General features: G+C 50.5%; 15 protein-coding genes, 1 tRNA gene and 1 pseudogene. 7 read left to right on the forward strand and 10 right to left on the reverse strand.

Annotated elements, in window-relative coordinates:
- Nucleotides 1–369: 369 nt before the first annotated feature.
- From FH603_RS16705 to FH603_RS16730, 6 genes are all read right to left on the reverse strand, one after another.
- The gene (locus FH603_RS16705; RefSeq protein WP_186738685.1) at nt 370–1,815 is read right to left on the reverse strand and encodes a TolC family protein; all 1,446 of its coding nucleotides are present in this window, start codon (nt 1,813–1,815) and stop codon (nt 370–372) included.
- A complete protein-coding gene (locus FH603_RS16710; protein ID WP_186738686.1) occupies nt 1,808–5,011 on the reverse strand; it encodes an efflux RND transporter permease subunit in 3,204 nt (1,067 codons plus the stop codon). Before FH603_RS16710 ends, FH603_RS16705 begins: the two co-directional genes overlap by 8 nt.
- A gap of 24 nt (nt 5,012–5,035) precedes the next feature.
- Nucleotides 5,036–6,118, reverse strand: coding sequence for an efflux RND transporter periplasmic adaptor subunit (locus FH603_RS16715; protein WP_186738687.1), 1,083 nt, complete (start codon nt 6,116–6,118; stop codon nt 5,036–5,038).
- 56 nt (nt 6,119–6,174) lie between these two features.
- Nucleotides 6,175–6,465 (reverse strand): hypothetical protein, encoded by a 291-nt coding sequence (locus FH603_RS16720; protein ID WP_186738688.1) that lies wholly within the window; start codon nt 6,463–6,465, stop codon nt 6,175–6,177.
- A gap of 307 nt (nt 6,466–6,772) precedes the next feature.
- Nucleotides 6,773–8,128: a HAMP domain-containing sensor histidine kinase gene (locus FH603_RS16725; protein WP_186738689.1), complete on the reverse strand. Its 1,356-nt coding sequence runs from the start codon at nt 8,126–8,128 to the stop codon at nt 6,773–6,775.
- Nucleotides 8,129–8,229: 101 nt separating this feature from the next.
- Nucleotides 8,230–8,901, reverse strand: coding sequence for a response regulator transcription factor (locus tag FH603_RS16730; RefSeq protein WP_186738690.1), 672 nt, complete (start codon nt 8,899–8,901; stop codon nt 8,230–8,232).
- A gap of 272 nt (nt 8,902–9,173) precedes the next feature.
- Here FH603_RS16730 and FH603_RS16735 point away from each other — a divergent pair, with 272 nt between their 5' ends.
- The 4 genes from FH603_RS16735 to FH603_RS16750 all read left to right on the forward strand — a co-directional run bounded on the left by FH603_RS16735 (nt 9,174) and on the right by FH603_RS16750 (nt 13,273).
- The gene (locus FH603_RS16735) at nt 9,174–11,099 is read left to right on the forward strand and encodes a tetratricopeptide repeat-containing sensor histidine kinase (RefSeq protein WP_235985482.1); all 1,926 of its coding nucleotides are present in this window, start codon (nt 9,174–9,176) and stop codon (nt 11,097–11,099) included.
- Between the two features lie 37 nt (nt 11,100–11,136).
- Nucleotides 11,137–11,772, forward strand: a complete 636-nt coding sequence (locus FH603_RS16740) for a response regulator transcription factor (RefSeq protein WP_186738692.1) — start codon at nt 11,137–11,139, stop codon at nt 11,770–11,772.
- A 136-nt stretch (nt 11,773–11,908) separates the two neighbouring features.
- Entirely contained in the window at nt 11,909–12,760 is an 852-nt protein-coding gene (locus tag FH603_RS16745; RefSeq protein ID WP_186738693.1) for a DUF4190 domain-containing protein, read from the forward strand.
- Nucleotides 12,761–12,841: 81 nt separating this feature from the next.
- Nucleotides 12,842–13,273, forward strand: coding sequence for a putative periplasmic lipoprotein (locus tag FH603_RS16750; protein WP_186738694.1), 432 nt, complete (start codon nt 12,842–12,844; stop codon nt 13,271–13,273).
- Nucleotides 13,274–13,580: 307 nt separating this feature from the next.
- Here FH603_RS16750 and FH603_RS16755 read toward each other — a convergent pair whose 3' ends face one another.
- Together FH603_RS16755 and FH603_RS16760 are read right to left on the reverse strand one after the other, a co-directional pair.
- A complete protein-coding gene (locus FH603_RS16755) occupies nt 13,581–13,766 on the reverse strand; it encodes a hypothetical protein (protein ID WP_186738695.1) in 186 nt (61 codons plus the stop codon).
- Nucleotides 13,767–14,189: 423 nt separating this feature from the next.
- Nucleotides 14,190–15,749: a T9SS type A sorting domain-containing protein gene (locus tag FH603_RS16760; RefSeq protein ID WP_186738696.1), complete on the reverse strand. Its 1,560-nt coding sequence runs from the start codon at nt 15,747–15,749 to the stop codon at nt 14,190–14,192.
- Nucleotides 15,750–16,669: 920 nt separating this feature from the next.
- Here FH603_RS16760 and FH603_RS16765 point away from each other — a divergent pair.
- The gene (locus FH603_RS16765; RefSeq protein WP_186738697.1) at nt 16,670–18,397 is read left to right on the forward strand and encodes an FG-GAP-like repeat-containing protein; all 1,728 of its coding nucleotides are present in this window, start codon (nt 16,670–16,672) and stop codon (nt 18,395–18,397) included.
- 643 nt (nt 18,398–19,040) lie between these two features.
- Here FH603_RS16765 and FH603_RS16770 read toward each other — a convergent pair.
- On the reverse strand, nt 19,041–19,217 hold the full coding sequence (locus tag FH603_RS16770) for a hypothetical protein (RefSeq protein WP_186738698.1): 177 nt from the start codon (nt 19,215–19,217) through the stop codon (nt 19,041–19,043).
- Between the two features lie 190 nt (nt 19,218–19,407).
- On the opposite strand from FH603_RS16770, the pseudogene FH603_RS29270 reads away from it, so the two are divergent.
- Nucleotides 19,408–19,614: pseudogene (locus tag FH603_RS29270) on the forward strand (IS5 family transposase); the annotation flags it as partial.
- Nucleotides 19,615–19,941: 327 nt separating this feature from the next.
- Here FH603_RS29270 and FH603_RS16780 read toward each other — a convergent pair.
- A tRNA-Thr gene (locus FH603_RS16780) sits at nt 19,942–20,014 on the reverse strand.
- An 85-nt stretch (nt 20,015–20,099) separates the two neighbouring features.
- Between FH603_RS16780 and FH603_RS16785 the strand changes: the two genes are divergently transcribed.
- Nucleotides 20,100–22,073, forward strand: coding sequence for an ABC-F family ATP-binding cassette domain-containing protein (locus tag FH603_RS16785; protein ID WP_186738699.1), 1,974 nt, complete (start codon nt 20,100–20,102; stop codon nt 22,071–22,073).
- The last annotated feature ends 67 nt before the right edge of the window (nt 22,074–22,140 follow it).

Here is a 22,140-nt window from a genome sequence, read left to right on the forward strand (position 1 = left end):
AGTAATTGCTATCTGAGGTGTCAGGTATCTCTGTGTATTGACTCATAGCGTATACTTTATGTTGATTTGTTTCTTGATCAGCAGCCCTTCTGTCGCAGCAGAATGGCGCTGCTTAAGGGAGCAACAAATAAAATTCAAAAAGGCTCCCATTCGCTTAATTTCCAGTAGCCTACAGACCAACTGAATTGCTTAGGCAGTGGCTTCACGAGTTACGTTCAATACATAAATTCAGACGGCTTTACCAACAATGATCGGGCGGGTTTTACGGGATGGTTCCTGAAATGACCGCCCCGTAAAACCCGCCCGATACACGCCTGAGTGAAAATCAGTCAGTCTGTTCTCAACTGGTTTTCTGATAGGTTAATGGCGTCATTTCCAGCCACCACCCAGGGCCCGGTACGTATTGACCATGGCGTTGAGTTGCTGCACCTTCGTTTCGACCAGGTCGAACCGTGATTCCAGCGCATCGCGCTGGGTCAGCAGGACTTCCATATAGTCGGCCCGGGCCGATTTGAAGAGCGTATTGGAAATATTGGTCGACTGGATGAGGGCTTCCACCTGCCGGGCTTTCAGATCGTAGCTCTTTTGCAGGTTATTGATGTTGGCGACCTGGTTAGCCACTTCAACATAAGCATTCAGAATGGTCCGTTCGTAATTGTAAACGGCCTGAATCTGCCTTGCATTGGCGCTGTAATAGATGGCTTTAATGGAATTCCTGTTGACCAATGGCCGAACAAAGCCGCCAACCAGCGAATACAGAAATGATTCGGGACTCAGTAAAAGAGTTGGCTTGTACGAATTAAAACCTACGGCTGCCGAAAGGTCCAGCGACGGAAGAAAGTTAGCTCTGGCCACCTGAACATCCAGTTTGGCGGCTTCCAGTTCGCGCTCGGCCCGCCGGATATCAGGCCGGTTTTGCAATAGCTGCGAGGGGATACCGGCATGCATGATTTCGGGCACTATCGTATTGACGTCCTGCGCTGTTCGCGACACAGGCTGCGGAAACCGACCCACCAGGAAATTGATATGGTTCTCTGTTTCTGTAATGCGCTGCTGAATATCGAATTGAAGACTTTGGGTACGCAGTACCTGCGCTTCAAACCGACGTACGGCTAACTCCGTCACCTTGGCCGATTCTTTTTCTATCCGGACAATGGACAAGGCATTGGTCTGGATGTCAATGTTTCGCTTGACTATATCCAGCTGCGTATCGAGACCCTGCAACTCGTAATACGAGTTGGCGATTTCGGCAACCAGGTTCGTGACGGTAAAGTTTTTCCCTTCTATGGAGGACAAATACCGGAGGGCGGCTGCCCGTTTGGCGTTGTGCAGCTTATTCCAGATATCGACCTGCCAGGAGGCATTGGCCGATAACAGAAAATCGGGCAGGGGGTTGGGAAAATTATGGCCGGGCCTGATTTCCGTACTCTCCTCAATGGCACCGGGTCGGGTGTAGCGCCCTACCTTGTCGACACCGGCACCGGCCTGCAACCCCACAAACGGCAGATACTCCCCGGTTCGGGCTCTTATCTCGTTCTGGGCCACCTGAATTTCCTGCAACGTAATGTTCAACTCCTGGTTGTTTCCCAGGGCCGTATCGATCAGGGCTGTCAGGTGGGGGTCGGTGAAAAATTCCCGCCACCCGGCCTTACCCGTATTGAGCGTATCGTCACCCGTGTTGTAACGGGCAGGAACGTTTCTGTTTTCTATTCTTCCAACCAATGCCGGGGTTTTGCATGACGTTATCGCTAACATCATGCAGGCTACCGGTAGGCCGACGCGGCCCAGGCAAGTATATATGCGTTTTTTAAACATGGCTCGTACTTTCTTCTGTTACAGGAAATTCGTCCAGCTGATGGACCAGACTGTCGGACAACGAATCGGACTCTTCATCTTTGATCATCTGGCGACCATCGGCCAGACTGCCAAATATGTAGTACAGTCCGGGGATGATGATGACCCCGAAAATGGTTCCGAATAGCATACCCCCCAGGGCAGAAGCCCCAATGGTACGGTTACCGATAGCGCCCGCTCCCGATGCAGTGATGAGCGGTATCAGACCAGCCACGAAGGCGAAGGAAGTCATCAGGATAGGACGGAAACGAACCCGGGCTCCTTCAATGGCTGCGTTCAGGATCGTTTCGCCCTGCTGTCGCTTCTGAACGGCAAACTCCACGATCAGTACGGCGTTTTTACCCAACAGACCAATCAGCATGATGAGTCCGATCTGGGCGTAGATGTTGTTCTCCAGCCCCATCATCTTCAACACCAGGAACGAACCAAAGACCCCAACCGGCAGTGATAACACGACGGCCAGTGGAATGATGAAGCTTTCGTACTGGGCAGCCAATACAAAGTAGACGAACGACAACACGATCAGGAACACGAAAAGAGCCTCATTGCCCCGGCTCGCTTCGTCGTACGAAAGGCCTTCGAAAGCGATGTCATAGCCCTTTGGCAACGTTTTGGCAGATACTTCCCGGATGGCCTGAATGGCGTCGGCGGTGGTGTATCCCTTGGCGGGCTGGCCCTGAATGGCGGCTGAGTTGTACAAATTGAAGCGGGTAATCTCGTTTGGTCCCTGCCCTTTCTTCAGGTGCATAAAGGCCGAGTAAGGCACCATTTCACCTGCGTCGTTTTTGACAAACAGCTTCAACAGATCGGTTGGAAGCCGCCGGAAGCTGGGGTCCGACTGCACGTACACTTTAAAGAACTGGTTGTACTTGATAAACCCTTGTTCGTAGGTACTACCGATCATGATGTTCAGGTTGTCCATCGCTTTACCTATAGACACGCCCTTTTGCATGGCCAGCTTATTGTCGATCTCCAGGTCGTACTGCGGGTAGTTCGCGGCAAAGAAGGTAAACAGGCCAGTAAGCTCTTTACGCTTGCCCAGATTCTCCATGAACTGCTTGTTGATCTTGTCGAACTCGCTATAGTCCGTATCGGTCGTTTTGTCCAGCAAACGCATCGAGAAACCGCCCGACGTACCAAAGCCGGGGATAGCCGGTGGCTCGAAGAACTCGACCGTCGCGCCGAGGTTTCTCGATTTCTCCTCCAGCTCTTCCATGATCTCCTTCACGTTCTTATCGCGATCTCCCCAGCTTTTCAGGTTGATCAGACAGGTACCGGCGTTAGAACCCCGTCCTTCGGTCATGATCTCGTAACCAGCCAGCGACGATACCGATTCGATACCCGGAACCTCTTCACAAATCTTCTGGAGCCGCCGGGACACCTCGTTCGTTTTTTCAAGCGTCGAGCCCGGGGGCGTCTGGATAATGGCATAGATCGTACTCTGGTCTTCGTTCGGAATAAAGCCGGCAGGCAGAATTTTATTCACGACAACGATTCCCGCGCAGAAACCAATCAGGATGGCGAACGTAACGAAACGGCGGCTGACAATTAATCTCAGCAAGCCCACGTACCAGCCCGTCATTTTATCGAATCCCCGGTTGAAGCTGTCGAGCGCCCGGGTCAGTACGTTTTTCTTGGGCGGATGTCCATGATGGTTTTTCAGCAACATGGCACACAGTACGGGCGTCAGCGTCAGGGCGATCAGGGCCGAAATTACAATGGAACTGGCCATAGTGATGGAGAACTGCCGGTAGAAAGTACCCACCGGGCCCGACATGAAGGAGATCGGCAGGAATACTGATACCATCACCAGCGTAATGGCGATAATAGCGCCACTGATCTCGCCAAGCACTTTCTGAACGGCCCGGAACGGCGTTAAATGCGGCTCTTCTTCCATCTTGGCGTGTACCGCTTCCACCACCACGATAGCATCATCGACCACGATACCGATAGCCAGTACCAGCGCGAAGAGGGTAATTAAGTTGATGGACAGTCCAAACGCCTGAATCACAAAGAATGCGCCGATCAGGGATACCGGAACCGCCAGGATCGGAATCAGCGTAGAGCGCCAGTCGCCCAGGAATAGGAACACAACCAGAGCTACCAAGATGAAGGCGTCGCGTAGCGTATCAATTACCTGCTCGATCGACGCATCCAGGAAGTTGGATACGTCATAGCTGATTTTATAGTTTACCCCCGGCGGGAAAGACTCCTTCATCACATCGAGCTTCTTCTTCACTTCGGCAATAACATCACTGGCGTTACTGCCATAGTTTTGCCTCAGGACAATAGCGGCCGACGGGCTGCCGTCCAGGTTGGAATAGATATCGAAGAATTCGCTTCCCAACTCGACCCGGGCAATGTCTTTCAGGTGGATGCTTTCACCGGCGGCATTGGCCCGTACAATGATTCCTTCGTACTCTTCCGGCTTGTTATACCGCCCTTTATAGGTAAGCACATATTCCAGCGACTGAGCGGCTATACCGGAGCTTTGACCAATCCGGCCCGGCCGACCAATGATACTCTGCTCACCGATCGCCTTCATGACTTCTTCGGTCGAGATGTTGTAGGCCCGCATCCGTTCGGGGTTGAGCCAAACGCGCATCGCATAGCGACGGCTACCCAGAATCTGCGCCCTGGCTACCCCTTTGGTCCGCTGAATTTCAGGGATCATTTTAACGGTAGCGTAGTTAAACAGGAATTTTTCGTCAATGCTCTTTTCCTTGGAATAGAGGTTGACATACATCAGCATACTGGGCTGAACGGGCGAAATAATAACCCCTTCGCGCTGCACCAGTTCGGGCAGTAGGGGCATAACCTGGTCTACCCTTGTTTTCACCCGGATAACGGCCGTGTTGGGGTCTGTACCCGGCTCGAAGATGATACGCAGGGTAGCCTCACCGGCACTGGTTGCATCGGTCGCGATATAGCGCATATCCTGAACCCCGTTGATCGCCTGCTCCAGGGTAATCAGTGTGGATTTGACCAGTACATCAGCACTGGCACCAGGGTAGGCAATGAATATATTTACGGTTGTCGGCGCAATGTCAGGAAACTGAGAGATTGGTAAGCTTCTGATAGACAGTATACCTACAAAGACGATCATGATCGAAATCACGATCGCGAATACAGGTCTACGTATGAATTTATTGAACATGTCTTCGACTTTTTAGACTGTTGATTACTCGGCGTATAGACTCAGATTCGAGATGACAGAGGCAGGCTGCACGTAGTTGACGCGGATTTTTTCATTTTCCTTCACCTGACGCAAGCCTTCCAGCAGGATTCTGTCGCCCTTGGTCAAACCGGACTGAACAACGAAAATGTGCGGCATCTCGGCGGCTATGCCTATTTCCCTCGACCGAACCACGTTGTTCTTATCGACGACATAGACATACTTCTTTTCCAGTACTTCGAAGGTGGCTTTCTGCGGGATGATCAGGGCATTTTTCAGCGGTACCGTCATACGAACACTACCCGTTTCGCCGTGGCGCAGGAGCGCTTTGGGATTGGGAAAAGTAGCCCGGAAAGCGATGTTGCCGGTTTCGTTGTTGAAGTCGGCTTCAATGGTTTGAACTTCGCCGGGATGCTCGAACAGTTCGTTGTTTGCCATCACCAGGTTTACGTGCTTCATGTTGTCGTCGTGGTGGGTCTTGTAGTCGAGGTATTCGGCTTCCGGCACGTTGAAATACACCCACATCTGGCTGTTATCCGACAGGGTAGTCAACAAATCTCCCTCATCGAGGAGGCTTCCCAATCGTACCTGAAAGTGGTCCATGATCCCACTGAAGGGGGCGCGTATCTCGGTAAACTGCAAGTGCGTTTTAGCCAGTGTTACGTCGGCGTTTGCCTTGTCGAATTTGGCGCTGGCCAGCGCCAGTTCGTTTTTCGATACGATGTTGCTATCGGCCAGCCGCTTGGTATTCTGGAGTTCGATACCTACGTAGTTGGCTTCAGCCTGCGATTTTTGCAGTTCGGCATTGTAGAGCACGGGCATGATCTGGAACATAAGCTGCCCTTTTTTTACGTACTGCCCTTCGTCCACAAAAATCTTTTGCAGGTAGCCTCTTTCTAAAGCTCTTACTTCAATGTGCTGGATTGAATGGACCTGACATACATAATCTTTTGTTGCCAGTGTGTCTTTCTGCAACGGACTTGTAACCAGGAATTTGATTTCCTCTTCTTTCTTTTCTTCTGCTTTGGTTGAACAGCCTGTAACGTACAACAGGGCACACAAGCTCATCAGGATGTGAATTCTTTTCATAACATTCCTATGTTTTACACGAACCTATTTGATAATTTTTGTGGGATGGGAGGATACTACCGTGAAGACATGTGGTGAACGATAACCGCCTGACCCGGAGGGGCGTTAGGCGTTTGCTCCAACCGGCTGATCAGACTGTCTTTCTGCTCGTTGGCCCGTTTGCAATCGGAGAGTTGCTGTTGCCAGGCCAGGAGATTGACCGGATGAACGGTATAGCCGAGCTCATAGTCATTAAGGCCCAGCCGATGGCTTTGCTCATATACCAGGAAGCCATTGAACCCTAGTGAAAGGGCTAATGCCAGTCCAAAACTATAGAGTAAGATCGATGGAGAATTCCGGCGTTGCATGCTTGTGTTCGTAATGCTTCGACACAAAGCAAGCCCGGTAACATTAAAACCGTGTGAGAGGGAAATTAGAACACATTAAAATTGTCCAAACCTCTATTTTAACTATTTTCTGGTTTTCTGTATAAAATGCTGTTAATAAGTAATTTAACTGGCTGTTTGCCCAGAACCCGGACTTAATGGATAGTATGTTATAGTAAAATAGTCACAATTTATGCTGTTAAGAGCCAAATTTAAAAGGTGTTAAAATCCGCATTTTCCTGTTATTCTAGTAGTACGGAGCGTTTTTCTGAGACACAATCAAACCCATTTACAGCTGACTCGGCAACTGAATAGTAACGGTTGTTCCCTGGTTTACATGGGAGGTAATGTGCAGGGTCCCCTGGTGTAAGTCAATAATTTTCTGCGTTACGGCCAGACCAATACCATAACCGGGCACGCCGGCTACATTTTCTCCCCGGTAGAGCGGATCAAGAATATGAGCGGCATCTGCTTCAGAAATACCCCGCCCCCGGTCGGTGACGATGACGCTGATCAGTTCCTGTTGCACCTGCAATTGTACCGCTACCGCTTCGTCGGAATATTTACAGGCATTGTCTAGCACGTTTAGAAACGCAGTCGTTAGCAGCGTTGCATTGCCCTTCACCGTGAACAACTGTTCGTCGTCGGTCGAAAACTGAAGCGGTAGATTCCGGCCTGGATACTTGGACTGCACTTGCCCGATGGCGGTAAGCAGGCAATCGTCTACCTGAACAACGGTCAGGGCCACGGCTCCGTCGGTAACTTTAGCCAGACCAAGCAGCCCATTGGTCAGGGAAATCACTTTTTTCAGCTCTTCGACGGCAATTTCCATACTGTCGCGCCAGTCAGCTGGATTCCGGTCATACCGCAGGGACGTTTCCAGGGTGCCCAGGGTGTTGGTGAGCGGGGTGCGGAGTTCGTGGGACGCATGGGAGACAAAGCTGCGCTGGGAGACGAACGCATCCTCCAGCCGGAAAAGCATCTGGTTGAACGTCATGGCAAGCTGGGCAATTTCATCCCGCTGATTGCCTTCATTCACCCGTTTGTAGAGATGCGTGGCCGTAATCTGCTCCACTTCGTCTACAATCTGCGAGATGGGGTTCAGTACCCGACCGGAAAAATACCACCCGGCCAGTACGATTAGGGCAAAACCCAGCAGGTTAGCCAGCAGCATGATTTGTTGCAGGGTGCCTAATTTGGCAAAGCCAATGCGGTCGTAGCCGGAGGCAAAGATGTAAAACAGCTGTCCCCGATCCCGAAATGGGATTACGATAGATTCGAGATGGCCACTTTTAAACTCAAACAGTGGATCGGCGGCCAGCAGCGGTATCTTTTCTTTGTAATACTCCGATTCCTTCAGGGTCCGGTTAGTAAATACCAGCTTGTGCCGGTTATCGTAAATGCTGATCTGCTCCTCCACGATCGTAAGCAGATCGGTGCGTACCATGTTTCTGAAGAAATCATCGTGCAGGTGCCGCCGGGAAATCAGCACCCGTCCGGCCACGCGGGCTTTCGACTCCAGCCGACTGTAAAATTCCTCCTGTCGGTATAAGGAGTAGAAGTACCACACCAGCAGTGACAGCGTGAGTTGAATAGCTGTTGCCAGCAATGTGAAAATGAGGGTCAGGCGATTGCGAATGAGCACGAAAGTATATCGAGGTTTTTACGTAAGGTGGCCTTCAGGCCGCCTGTTTGTTTATGAAACGCGGAATGAAGGCCACCTTACCGTTACAAATCACCACGTTCTTAATCTTCCCGCAGAACATACCCCATTCCAACAATGGTATGTAACAGCTTGGGCGAAAAACCTTTATCGATCTTCTTGCGTAAGTAGCTGATATACACGTCGATTACATTGCTGTTGTTATCGAAATTGAGGCTCCAGACCCGTTCGCCGATGTCTACCCGCGAAATGATCTTTCCTTTATTGAGCATCATATATTCTACCAGGGCGTATTCGCGGGTGGTCAGGTCAATGCGTTTATCCGCGCGTGTTACGGTTTTACTATCCAGATTCAGTTCCAGATCGGCCAGCCGTAGTATTTGCTTGGGCTTGGAGCCGTTCCGGCGCGTCAACGCCCTGATCCGTAGCAGTAACTCCTGAAATTCAAATGGTTTGGCCAGGTAATCGTCGGCCCCGGCATTGAAGCCATCCGACTTGTCGGCCATACTATCCAGCGCGGTTAGTATCAATACGGGAAGGCTCTCGTTTTCTGAGCGGATCAACCGGCACAGATCAAAGCCATTCATCTGCGGCAGATTGACATCCAGGATGATGATATCATAAATATCCCGACGAAACAGCGAGAGGCCGGTGCGCCCATCATAAGCCACTTCAACTTCGTAGCCTTCGGCCGACATACCTTTGCGGATAAAAGAAGCTAACCGCTCTTCGTCTTCAACTAAAAGGATTTTCATGAAACGTGGCTGTTAAGTAGTGTACTGGGTTGCTAAACGCGTTGTGCAACGTCGGTGTCAGGCGGGAGATCGTTACTTTCGGCCATGTGGCGGTTGAATTCTTCCCGGGTTCATCAGGCAGGTATCACAAAATTAAGCATTGCATCGCTTCTGCTCTCACGTTCGATAGCTACTACCCGTCTAAACCGATAGTCTTTATATTTGTCAAGGAACCCTTCGCGCGCTTTCACATACGTATGCTGGTAAACCGACTTCTGATTTTAGTGTTTTTTTTGAGTGGGATTGACAGCACCAGCCTGGGCCAGTCTGTACCCAACCCTACCGACACCAGTTATATAATGACGCTTCTCAGGAAAGCAGAAGCCGTCGAACTTCAGCGGCCTCAAAAGGCGCTGGACGATTACCAGAAAGCACTGGCCTTCTCTGCCGAAATTGACTACTCGAAAGGATATTTCGAGAGTATCCGCCTGACAACGTATTTGCTCGACCTGCTGGGTCGTCATGAAGAATCATACAAATTAGCGGCAACAGGTTTGCAGCGCGCGCTGCGTGATACCTCACAACAGTACCGGAGTATCTGCTATTTTGCGATGGCACAATCGGCTAAAGAACAGGGTAAAAACAAAGAGGCCATTCGGCACTTTAAGCAGGCTGCTCCCTTCATGCTGGCCCATAAGAATCGTAAAAAGGCAGCGGCACTTTACCAGAACCTGGGGCTTATGTATGAAGCCGAACGATTATATCCCCAGGCACTGACGTATTTCAACCGGGCTATTACCAACGATCGGATAGCCCGTAGTTCGAATCAGGAGCTTGCTGTGGACTACCATAGCCTGGCCTCCGTTTACATGAAACAGAACCGGCTGGAACTGGCGCTGTCTTACTTCCGGAAAACAAAATCCCTGCTCGATCCCGACAAAGACATTCATTTCATGGCCGCGCTATACGGTAACCTGGCCAACCTGCATAAAGAACTCGCCCGCCCGGATTCATCACTCTATTACTACGAAAGTGCCTTGCGGATGAATCGTTTGCTGGACAACCCGTTGCAGCAGCTTCATCTATTGGCCGGGAAGGCCGAGACCTACAACGAAATGAAGCAGTATGGGTTAGCCAAATCCTTGCTGGACAAGGCCTACGCCCTGGCCCGACAGCACCACGTGGGACTATCCGAATTCAGGAACATATACCGTGAATACGCGAACGCAAATCTGGGCTTACACAACTATAAAGCCGCTATTCCCTGGTATGATAAGTACATGGAAACGAAAGATTCGCTGTCGACCCTGGAGGCTAAAACACTTCTGGAAGACTACGAACTGAAGCTGCGACAGGCCGAAGCGGGACAAAAACTGGCCCGGAAACAGGTTCAGATCGATCAGCTGGAGCAGGCGCGTCAACGCCAGAATTTATGGATATGGATAGCGGCCCTGATCGGGTTTCTGGTGGTGGCCGGACTGGTATTTGCCTATTTGTACTCCCGCCAGCGCCAGCGTGCGTCGGCCAGTGCGCTGCTGGCTGCCGAACGCGAACATGCGCTGGCTGTCGTGCAGTCGGAGCTACAGGGACAGCAGAAGGAACGGCTGCGGATTGCCAAAGAAATGCACGACGATCTTGGTGCATCGCTAACAGCTATCGGCCTGTTAAGCGAAGTGGTTAAAACACGCATGGGAGCGGCAACCACGCCCGAAATTGAAAAGATTTCCAGCATTTCGACCGAGATGGTCACCGCCATGAACGAAATTATCTGGTCATTGAATAACAGGAATGATAACCTCAACGGGCTGATCGCCTACACGCGGGCGTATGCCAGCGAGTTCATCGACAACACAAACCTGCACCTGCAGACCCACGTTCAGGAGTGGCCCCAGGAAATTGCCATTCGGGGCGCTGACCGCAGAAATGTATTTCTGACCGTGAAGGAAGCGCTCCATAACGTGGTTAAGCATGCTCAGGCAACACAGGTGTCGCTGACGATTCGACCCCAGACCGATCGGTTGATCATTGAAGTCAGTGACGACGGGAACGGGTTTGTTGCCAACGAACGAACCCGGCTGCGAAATGGGCTGAGCAACATGCATAACCGCATGGGGGAGTCGGGCGGAAACTGCGAAATTGACTCGTCGGCCCGGGGTACGACCGTAAAAATTACGTATCCCTATCCACACGGGTCAACCGCCAAAATACTACAAACGTAGTATAGTATCACTAGGAAAAAAGGGTCAATATTGCCGGATGAAAACCGTCATTACTGTAGCCATTGTGGAAGATAAAGAGCCCATCCGGCAATCGTTGGCTATTCTGGTCGATGGGGCGGAAGGCTACAGTTGCCAGGCCACGTTCGAGAATGCGGAGGCCGCGCTCGATTACTTACCAACTCACGCGGTCGACGTTGTGCTGATGGATATTGATCTACCCGGCATGAACGGGATCGACTGCGTTCGGCATCTGAAAGCTCTTTGTCCTTATACCCAGTTCATGATGTGTACCATGTATGACGAAGACGAAACCGTTTTCGACGCGCTCAAGGCCGGTGCCAATGCGTATATCCTCAAACGCAGTCCTCCGCATAAGCTTCTGGAAGCCATTACTGAACTGCACGAAGGGGGTGCGCCCATGAGCAGCACCATTGCCCGGAAGATTGCCAGTTCATTCTATACGAGCCAGGCCGTTTCGCCCGAATTAGAGGCACTGTCGTCACGTGAGCGCGAAATTCTGGACCGGCTGGCAAAAGGACATAGCCACAAGGAAGTCGCCAACGAACTGTTCATCAGCCCGACTACGGTGCGGAAACACATCTTCAATATCTACGGTAAGCTACAGGTCCATTCCAGGGTAGAAGCGATCAATAAGTACCTGGGACGGAAGTGAAGCGCGCAGGAAAGAGTCGTTCGGCGTTTGTTTTTGCGTTGAAAATCATACAAATGGCGTATTGTCGGCCCTGAAGCTGGCCGGTAGTTTTGCCCTGGTGATTACTGTCAATCACCGCCAAAACTACCCGTCGGTTATGAAACCCTTCTATTTATTTTCATCGGTAACGCTGTTCGGGGCAACTGCCAGGAAAGTAATTCAGGCTACAGCTCTTTTATTCCTGTTTGCCATGGTCTCCCTTGGCGGCTTGTCATCCTGCCAGCGTACATCCCAGGCTTATTTTGCGCCGACTCACCATCCGGCTCCTCAACGGATAGCAACCAGCAAACCCGGTATTGATCCATCAATCACGGCTTCGCTCGATGACGACGTTCCGTTGCCGACGAAACCCGGCTGGCTGGAAACGGAGTCCCCAGGCCCGGAGCCTGTGTCTGAAGTTACCCGCAGTATGCCTGTGCTTCAGCATCATAGCAAGCGGGCGGTAGCCCGTAGAGCAGTTCCCCCTGCCTGTGACCAGATCGTGTTACGCAATGGGGATGTCATTGAGGCAAAGATAAAAGAGGTTGGGGTCCAGGAGATCAAGTATAAAAAATGTGACCGCCCCGACGGCCCGGATTACACCATATCCAAGCGCGACGTGCTTAGCATCAAGTACTCAACGGGCGATGTCGAACGCTTTAACGCAGCTCCTGCTACGTCCAGTAATTCGTCGGGTAGCCGGGCCTCCTACGATAGCCCCACGAACGGGCAGGCTGACGGCCCCCGAACCGATCCGTTCGCTATCGTTGCCGTTGCTACTGGCGGGCTTGCCATCCTGACGGGTTACGGCGCTTTCCTGCTGGGCGCAGCGGCCATCGTGTTTGGGGCACTGAGCTTATCCCGCATCCGCAAAGAACCAGGGCGCTTTAAGGGAAGAGGCCTGGCTATCGGCGGTATGGTTGCCGGTCTGGTGTCGGCTGGTCTTATTCTGCTGTACATCCTGCTGTAAAACAGGTTATAAGCCGACTATCTGAGGCTCGTCGGCATCATCAACCAAACGGTCCTTTCGTCTACAATCCCTGTTCAGCTTATGAAAAATATATGGATTGCCCTGGTCCTGTTATTAACGGTGAGTGCGTGTCTGCCCGATAAAAAAGGCAAGAAAGATCCTGAACCCGATTTGAGTGGGCGGTATGCGATTAGTCGGTTAGTTGTTGATAATGCAACGCCCCCTCTGAACCTCAGTCTTCCCGCAGATCTCAGTGATGGCCGACGCCTTTCAGCCGTTGTCGTCGTCAGTAAGTTGAGTGATACGCAAATCCGGTTTCATATCGATACTGACGTTGACGGACGCGTAGAAGTCGGCTCAAATGCAGACGTCACTATCCAAAAAGCGAGCGGGCGTGATTACGACCTTATAAAGAATGGCAATCGGAATCGGGTTGGTTTCATCAATGGGACCGACTTCTCTATTGATGTTACCCAGGCTGGCAAACGCACCGCTATCATAGCCAAGAAATAGGGTAGCGGTGAAGCTGACGTGAGGGGGGCTCAGGTTAAATTTCCCAAGTTGCGTCGATCAACACGTAAAAAAGAGAAAAAGGGTTAATCAGTTAGTAGCGGTAGGCTCCGAGACTGATTAACCCTTTTTGTAAAATGAGCCTCCTATAGGACTTGAACTTTACTTTTAAGTATTTGATAATCAATTATTTTAAAAGTAGTAAAAGTCTGGGGGACGAATAAGGGGACGAATGATCCAACAGGGGACGAAAGATTTAAAGTATCTTCTTCTAGCAGGTTTGCCTTAACTCCACTGCTCTAACTTTGTGTTAGATCGAGCGGCCTTTACGGGTCTGCTCTGGTTTGGTCAGAACCGGGTGGGTGGTTCCCCCGGCCCTCTTTTTTGCCCGGTATCGGTCGCGCCGTAGGGTGTTGCGGTGGTCGCGCCGTTGTTGCTCATAAACCTGCACCTTTTCCAGTAGCACCTGAAAAGCCCTTTTTACCAACGTTGCCATATTGGGTTGTCCTTTCTTACGCCCCGGTTGGGTGGCTGGTTGGTTGAGCTAAATCGGGTGTTGATTCCATCTTTCCAGATGTTGTGTCGCATCGTCCTGATTTTGTCGAATTAAATAACCGTTACTTTTTGTCTTTTCTCTCCGTTGGTCCCACGTTCACCTCTGATAATAACCGTTACTTCATGTAACCATTTCATCTACTGCCCCAAAATCAGTCTGAGTTTGATACCGATTTTTTTGCTAAACTCAACGGTTCCCCTGTAGTGAAGTGGGCAAAAAATGACCTACCCCGGCCTATACCCCCCTGTAGTTTTGGCGGTAGGCGTGTATGATTGGGTAGCGGTTCACCAGACAAAATACCTCAGCTAATTGACCCGCCCCTCCGTGTAAACCTATGCATGACACCGGGATTTCTAAGTACCATCATTTAATTACTTTCACCGTCTGACGTTGCGTGGGCGTACTGACCCGCAACAGATATATTCCTGAAGGGGAACCTGTTCGCAGGGTAGCACGCTGATGGGAGGTGGCTGAACTGATGACTGTTTCACTTACCTTATTGCCCTGCTCGTTGAACAGTTGCAGCTGTAGGGACTGATCCTGCGCACCAAGTATTTCGATTTCAAGAGTCTCATTAAAGACCGGATTACCTAGCACCTTTATTTGCAAGTCTTCACTTGGTTCCGGGGCCACTCCCATGCGAAAACTACCCAATGGACACACTGCCCGAATGTTCCACTCATAAGTGACCTCCTGGCCATTTTGCCGAGCTTTGAGGGTAATAGGTGGAGCGTCAGCTGCTGTGCGTGTCTCCGTATCCACGAATTGGTTTGGCGTGAGTGTCCAGCCGGTAATGCCAATGGCAGCAAATTCAATCAACGAATTGTCCCCACCAGTTGTCTTAAACGTGAATGCCCCGCTCCCACAATCGTATTCGGGAGCTATTAGACGCAATGCATCTGAATTACCAACAGGGCACACAGTCCGAATTTCCCAGATGTAGAAAACCTCTTTGCCGTTCTGTCGCGCCCGCAACGTGATCGGTTGAGCATCGGGGGCGGTACGTGTTTCGAAGTCAACGAGTTGGTTTGGGTCAGTAGTCCAGCCGGTAATGCCAGGTGCCGCGTAATACTCAATTTGTGTGCTATCGCCACCAGCGGTATTAAAGTGAAAGGAACCCGTCAGACAGTCATAAGTTGGCGGAGTTAAGGTGAGCGGTGAATCCATAGGCGGGCGGTTAGACAGAACGGTAATCTTAAAGGTATCGGCAATTGAATAAGCCGCTGTGAAGGCACCTTGACTAGTAGCAATAATGGCTACTCTATAAACACCAACCGTAGTCGGTAGTCCAGTTATAAATGCGGAGGCAGTATCTCCGGCCGTACCCGGTGGTAAGCCTGAGTGACCCCTAAACATCATTCCTGGTGGAATACCATAGGCATTGTAACTGAACCGCGCTCGATAATCATAGCCAATATTATTTGATCTGAAGTATTTACCTACGTTGAGGACTGGGTTCGATTCACCCACTACCAGTGTTGTGTCTGGTAGTGGACTTCTCAAGACAGGCAGAAGGAAGGCGTTTGAGGGCGAGCAATACCTATGTATGTCAAAGGCAAGACTGTACGTAGTGTCGCCACTTTGGATTGCCTGGATGATTATAGGACCAGAATTAGGATTATTGCGTCTTGCCTCATCCACAATTCCGGTGTTGCTGCTGGGCGTAGCAAGGGTGACGCCGGTAGCTGAGTAAGAAATAGGGGTGCCGTCTCCCCCAAAGGTATTGAAGATGATAAAACCCGTTGTGCACAGATAAGTCGGCTGGTTTAACTGGAGTTTGCCTATTGCCTGGGCCATCACAGAACATGATGCAGACAACGTAATCCAGATAAGAAAGTACCGCTGTATTATAAATAAGTAGTTATGTTTCATACAGTTGCTGTTTTCATCCAAAGGATAAATTTGCGCCTGATTACTCAACATGACAACTTGTTATCTATATATGAAAGTAGGCTGCCCCCTGTAATTTTGGTGGTGACTGCGAATGACTAGGTAGCGGTTCATGTAGTCAGGTAAATGCAAAGATGTAGACCGCCCTCCCCCGGTATGGGTAGTTAATCAGTTCGTGGCAGTTCATTGCCTATTCGATGGGTGTTCGTGCCTTACTCGTTTGCCATGGCTACCTTAGGTTTGTAGCCATTGGGCTCTATTGACTGCATTCATATGATAAGGGGATAACCCCCCTTGGTATATTCGCACGAGTGAAGACAAGGGAGGTTCTACGGTTCATGTTTGACCTCATTGGCAAGAGTGCATATACCCTGCCCGGTCTATGCCTTGTCAACAAGTCTCTGCCTATCGTGCGCCCGTGCGTGACTGAGGCCCAAAATTCCTAGCGCGGTGTAAATGCTGTTTTAGGGGTCGCTATAGGTCAGTGATCAATTATACCTAGCGCGTGCGTACGAAAAACTGTGATTGCGCTGGATTGGCCTTTTGTATGCGCGCCCGCGCGTGACTGAGGCAAGAAACGAGGGGTTTGCTGTAAACGCCCCTTTGGTCAAGCATGAAAAACTCTCAACACGCCCGCGCGTGACTGAGGCAAAGAATTACAGAAAGGTGAGGACAAGACTATTTCGGTACTACACCCGCGTATGATCGTAGATTAATCTACGCGCCCGCGTGTAGTGATAAGAAAAATCTTCATTGGCCTTAAATCGGCAATTTCAACTGTGTCCCTCTTCGAAAGTCAATAATACGTCTACAAAAGTATTTTGCCCGAATTTTGAATATAGTGCGCGGATCGACGAAGCTAAAAAATGTTAAGGCAGGTCACCTTTAGTTACTCATACGCGTTTACTGTACATTTGACTTTGGTGTAATTCTTTTAAACTTCCATCCCTTCTATGAATCTTTTTTTACCCTTCCGACCCTTTGGTCGACGAAATCACTATTTGTCCGGTAAGCCACTCAGCATTGGTGTAGCACCTTGCATATGGCTTACATGTTTGTTCTTAATCGGACTTAGTAGCGTAGGGTGGGGGCAGTGTTTCAACACAACAACACTACCCACTGAAAGTGGTTCTCCCTCTTCAATCGCGGTGGGTGACTTCAATGGTGATGGCCGGGCTGACCTAGCCGTTTCCAACTATATCCGAAACTATGTTGGGGTGCTGCTGGGAAAAGGTAATGGCGAATTTGTGTCATCGTATATTTATCCTGTCGGTTCCGATCCTTATGGGGTCGTAGCGGGCGACTTCAATGGAGACGGCCAGGATGACCTAGCCGTAGCAAACTTAAGATCTAACACAGTTACGATTCTGCTGCGCAATGGCGAGTATTTTGAATCTGCTCCTAGCCTTGCCGTTGGTCCTGCTCCTTATAAGGTCGCACTGGGCGATTTCAATGGCGATGGTAAGGTTGACCTGGCTGTGACAAACTTATATGCTAACCACATCTCAGTGCTGCTGGGCAAGGGTAATGGAGAATTTGAAACCGCTACTAACTATACTGTCGGCGATTTTCCCTATTCGGTTGCGGTGAGCGATTTCAATGGTGATGGCCGGGTTGACCTAGTCGTAGCAAATGGTAATTCAAACAACGTTTCGGTGCTGTTGGGCAACGGTAGTGGCGAATTTGGAACCGCCACAAACTTTGCCGTTGGTATGCAGCCCACTTTCGTAGTGGTGGGCGACATGAACACCGACGGTAAAGCTGACTTGGCTGTCACTAACTATGCTTCAAACAGCCTCTCGGTGCTGTTGGGCAATGGTAATGGCGGATTTGGAACCGCCACAAACTTTGCCATTGGTAAAAACCCTAGTTCGGTCGCACTGGGTGACTTCAATGGCGATGGTAAAGCTGACTTGGCTGTTACTAACTATGCTTCAAACAACCTCTCGGTGCTGTTGGGCAATGGTAGTGGCGAATTTGGAACCGCCACAAACTTTGCCGTTGGTACTGGTCCAAGTGGAGTAGTAGTGGGTGACTTCAATGGCGATAGCCGACCTGACCTAGCCGTCTCCAACTATAACTCAGGCAATGTCTCGGTGCTGGTCAACGTTGACTGCTCCTTTGCCATCATGGGCGTGACACCGGTGAGTTGTGCGACAGTAACAGCCACGGAACGCCAACTGACCTTTGCCCCTCAATACGCTGGTACAACCGGCCAGCCCATCAGTTTCTCGGTCGTCAATGAGATGCTGCCCACAACGAGCCCCGGCCCCTACACCCTGAATTTGTACACCGATAACCCTACTATTACGCTCAAAGCCACTCAAAGTGGTACGCCGGGCGAGGCAAGTTTTCAGTACAACTGGCTGGCCGTTTGTAGTGGGAACGGCTCTCCTAGGCTGAGTGTGAGCCGGGAACCGACAGCTAGACTACAGGTGAAGCTGCTAGGTAACCCAGTAAATCATGTTGTTGAGGTGGAAGTAACAGGTAGTGAAAACAAGGCGTTATACCTATCCTTAACTGACATAAAGGGGCGCATTGTTGAACAAAGACGTACGGAGCGAGCGGGTGCCAGTGAGCACTATCGGTTTGATCTATCGAGTTTGCCCACAGGCACTTTGCTGTTGCGGGCTAGCAACCAAGCTCATTCACAAACCGTCAGGGTCTTGAAACAAAATTAATGTCCGTATTATTCTAACACCGGACAGGCCCTGCCTACAAGTCAGAGCCTGTCCGGTGTTAGAAACTATAAAAACACTTAGTTCATTATCAAGGCTGCCTATGATGTTGGCTGTTCGCCTATTTGTAAATTGGACAAAGTATTAAATCCGCACTTCGTAAGGCGTCCCTCGCCAGTGATCGAGTGCGGCCTGTTGTTCAGCCGTCAATCGTAGTGTTGGGCCTAAATCGAATAAGGCTGGCTGACGGTGAATCTTTAGGACTGCACGTCGTAAGTTGTTGCGGGGGTTGCTGTCGGTGTTACGTACGTTATGGGCAGTTCTCCTGTAATCGTCCTCTCTTGAACCTTTAACGTATTGTCTGAATTGCCCGTTTAACCTCATCAATAAGGCATCGTCATTGCGTAGCATTGTAGCGGATACGAACTTTCTAACGCCCCGCCCGGCCTTTGATGTCGAGGGAATAGGTACGCCCGTTATTGGACAAGTAGCCGCCCCCGGTTGGGTACTGGTGGAGGTAAAGAGCGTGTCACGTTTTAACCCTAAATACAAGGGGTTAATTTGTGACATTTCAGGGGTTAAGGGGTCGGTTAATTTGTGACATTTTTTAGGGGAGTTTATTACTGCTCTATTACTGCTATTGCCCTCATTTCTCACTGCTCTTCCACTTGGTCAGGTGGTCATTGATTCGGGTTCTTAGGTGGTCGTCAATGGTGGTCAATTGCGCCCACTTCAGCCCAATGAGCGTGGCTGTTTGCGTCTGCCAGTTCCCGCGTTCGTGTCGGTCGATTATTGCCCGGTACTGACGTTCGTAGCGGTTCAATCGTTGGCGGTAGGCATCAGCCTTTTTTTCGGTTAGTCCTTTAGGAGACTGCCAGAACTTAGAGCGTGTTTAGAAATTGAGAAAGGTTGAGAGTCGTGTCAACTTTGTGGTCGCCAAACTACAGAGTCATGACCAAACAGTGGAAGCCACTACCGACCCTCAATGGGCCGCAATCGCTTCGGAGACCCGGTTTGAGAAGGCTTCACGCCCTGAAACAGCCCGTGGTTTCGTACCTGTAGCCAAACGTTGGGTGGTAGAAAGGACTATCGCTTGGACGAATTTCTTTCGGCGGATTGTCAAAGATTACGAGTATGCCGTATCATCTTCGGTGAATTGGTTGTATTTGGCTAACATTCAAATCATGTTGCAACGGATTGACGCTTATTGCCAAACATAATTTCCCGACACGCTCTTAGGATTTCAGTAAGTTGATCATATATCACTGCACAAATATTGTTCGCAGTGTGGTACTTTTTAAACAGAGGCACTTTGTGGTTTTCGTCGATATACAACATAGTGAAAGTGCAATGGGGTAAGTCGCAAGAAAATTTATTGGCAAAGTCATTTGCCAGCAAGAGATACAGAGATCAAATTTATGGGCCTTTTACCTTGACTTCGATTTAGAACGACAAACGATCTGTCAGGATCAGGCATATCGCCAAGACACATTGCACAGAGCATAAAAAAAGCACTTAACGATTATGCTAAGTGCTTGATTTTCAGGAGCCTCCTATAGGACTTGAACCTACGACCCCTTCATTACGAATGAAGTGCTCTACCAACTGAGCTAAGGAGGCTTTTTAAGGTGTTTGCGGGTGCAAAGATAGTAATCCGGAATTTAATAATGCAAGTATCCGTTCTCTTTTCGGTAAATTTGCGTCCATGATTTCCATTACAAACCTCTCTTATTATCTCGGCAGCCGGGCTCTTTACGAAAACGCGTCGCTGCATATCAAGCCCAGCCAGAAAATCGGCCTCATTGGCCTCAATGGGACCGGCAAGTCGACGCTGCTTCGCATCATCGATGGCGAATACCAGATCGACGGTGGCACTATCTCCAAAGCGGGCGACGTAACCATTGGCTTCCTGAATCAGGACCTGTTGTCCTATCAGACCGACGAGTCAATTCTGTCGGTAGCCATGCAGGCCTTTGCGCGGCAGAACGAATTACAGCATCAGATCGAGGAGTTGCTTCATGAAATGGAAACCAACTACCGCGATGAACTGGTCGATCAACTGGGTAAAGTACAGGAAGAATTCGATGCCCTCGACGGGTATACCATTCAATCCAAGGCCGAAGAGATTCTGGAAGGTCTTGGTTTCTCGACCGATGATCTGCACCGTCCCCTGAAACTGTTTTCCGGTGGCTGGCGGATGCGCGTCATGCTGGCTAAACTGCTGTTGCAGAAGCCGTCGCTGCTAATGCTCGATGAGCCGACCAACCACCTTGACTTACCGTCGATTCAGTGGGTGGAGAAATATATTCAGACCTACGAAGGTGCCGTTATCGTGGTATCCCACGACCGCGACTTCCTGGACAACTGCGTAGACGTAACGGTTGAAGTAGCCAATTCGAAACTGAACGTCTACGCGGGTAACTATTCGTTCTATCTGGAAGAAAAAGCCCTGCGCAACGAGATCCAGAAAGGAGCGTTCGAGAACCAGCAGGCCAAAATCCGGCAGACCGAACGCTTTATCGAACGCTTTAAGGCGCAGGCTACCAAAGCTAAACAGGCACAGAGCCGGGTGAAACAACTGGCCCGGCTGGATCGGATCGATGATGTGCTCGACGAAAACGCACGCGTCAATTTCCGTTTCAACTTCTCGACCCAGCCCGGTCGGCATGTGCTGCACCTGGAAAATATAACCAAGGCCTTCGGCGAAAAGCGTATCCTGACCAAGACCCAGGGCACCCTCGAACGGGGCGACCACGTAGCGCTGATCGGTGCTAACGGACGGGGCAAGTCGACGCTGCTGCGGATTATTGCCGGCAGCGAACCCATCAATGGCGAGCGACGGCTGGGCCACAACGTGTCATTCAGCTTTTATGCCCAGCACCAGCTCGAATCACTCCGTCTGGAAGATAGCCTGATCGAAGAGCTGAAAACGGCCAACCCAAGCAAGTCGGAAGCCGAACTGCGTACCGTACTCGGTTGCTTCCTGTTTACGGGCGACGACGCGTTCAAGAAAATCCGGGTCTTGTCGGGGGGCGAAAAGTCGCGGGTGGCGCTGGCAAAAGTGCTGCTTTCGCAGGCTAACTTCCTGCTGCTCGATGAGCCGACCAACCACCTTGACATGCAGTCGGTGAATATCCTGATCCAGGCGTTGCAGCAATATGAAGGTACCTATATCGTTGTTTCCCACGACCGGTATTTCGTTTCGCAGATAGCCAATAAAATCTGGTATATCGAAGACGAGCAACTGAAAGAGTACCCCGGCACGTATGACGAGTATGAGTGGTGGCAGGAGGAGCGCAAAGAGCAGGGTATAACCCCGGCCAAGCCTGTTGAAGCCCCTAAAATGCAGCCTGCAACCGCGCCGTCGACGAACGGAAACGCGGCAAAGTCCGGTTCGAACGGACGGGCGTCGGACGAAGAACGGAGAGAATGGCAGAAGACCCTGAAAACGCTGACCCGTCAGGCCGAAGAAACCGAAACGAAGATTAGCCAGCTGGAAAGCCAGAAAAAGAAGCTGGAAGCGGAACTGGCAGACCCTTCTACCTATGGTGACAGCCGTAAAATGCAGGCCAAGAACGACGAGTACAAGAGCCTGTCGCTACAACTCGACCATCTTCAGAGCCAGTGGGAAACCGCTATGCTGGAAGCCGAAGAACTGGAAGCGAGAATCAAGGTATAAACAGTAAGGTATAAACCGGTCGCTTCGGCGGTGAACGTACAGGATGGATAATGGAAAGTCGATGTTG

The organism is Spirosoma utsteinense, from assembly GCF_014282275.1.
In the GTDB taxonomy this organism is placed as follows: domain Bacteria; phylum Bacteroidota; class Bacteroidia; order Cytophagales; family Spirosomataceae; genus Spirosoma; species Spirosoma utsteinense.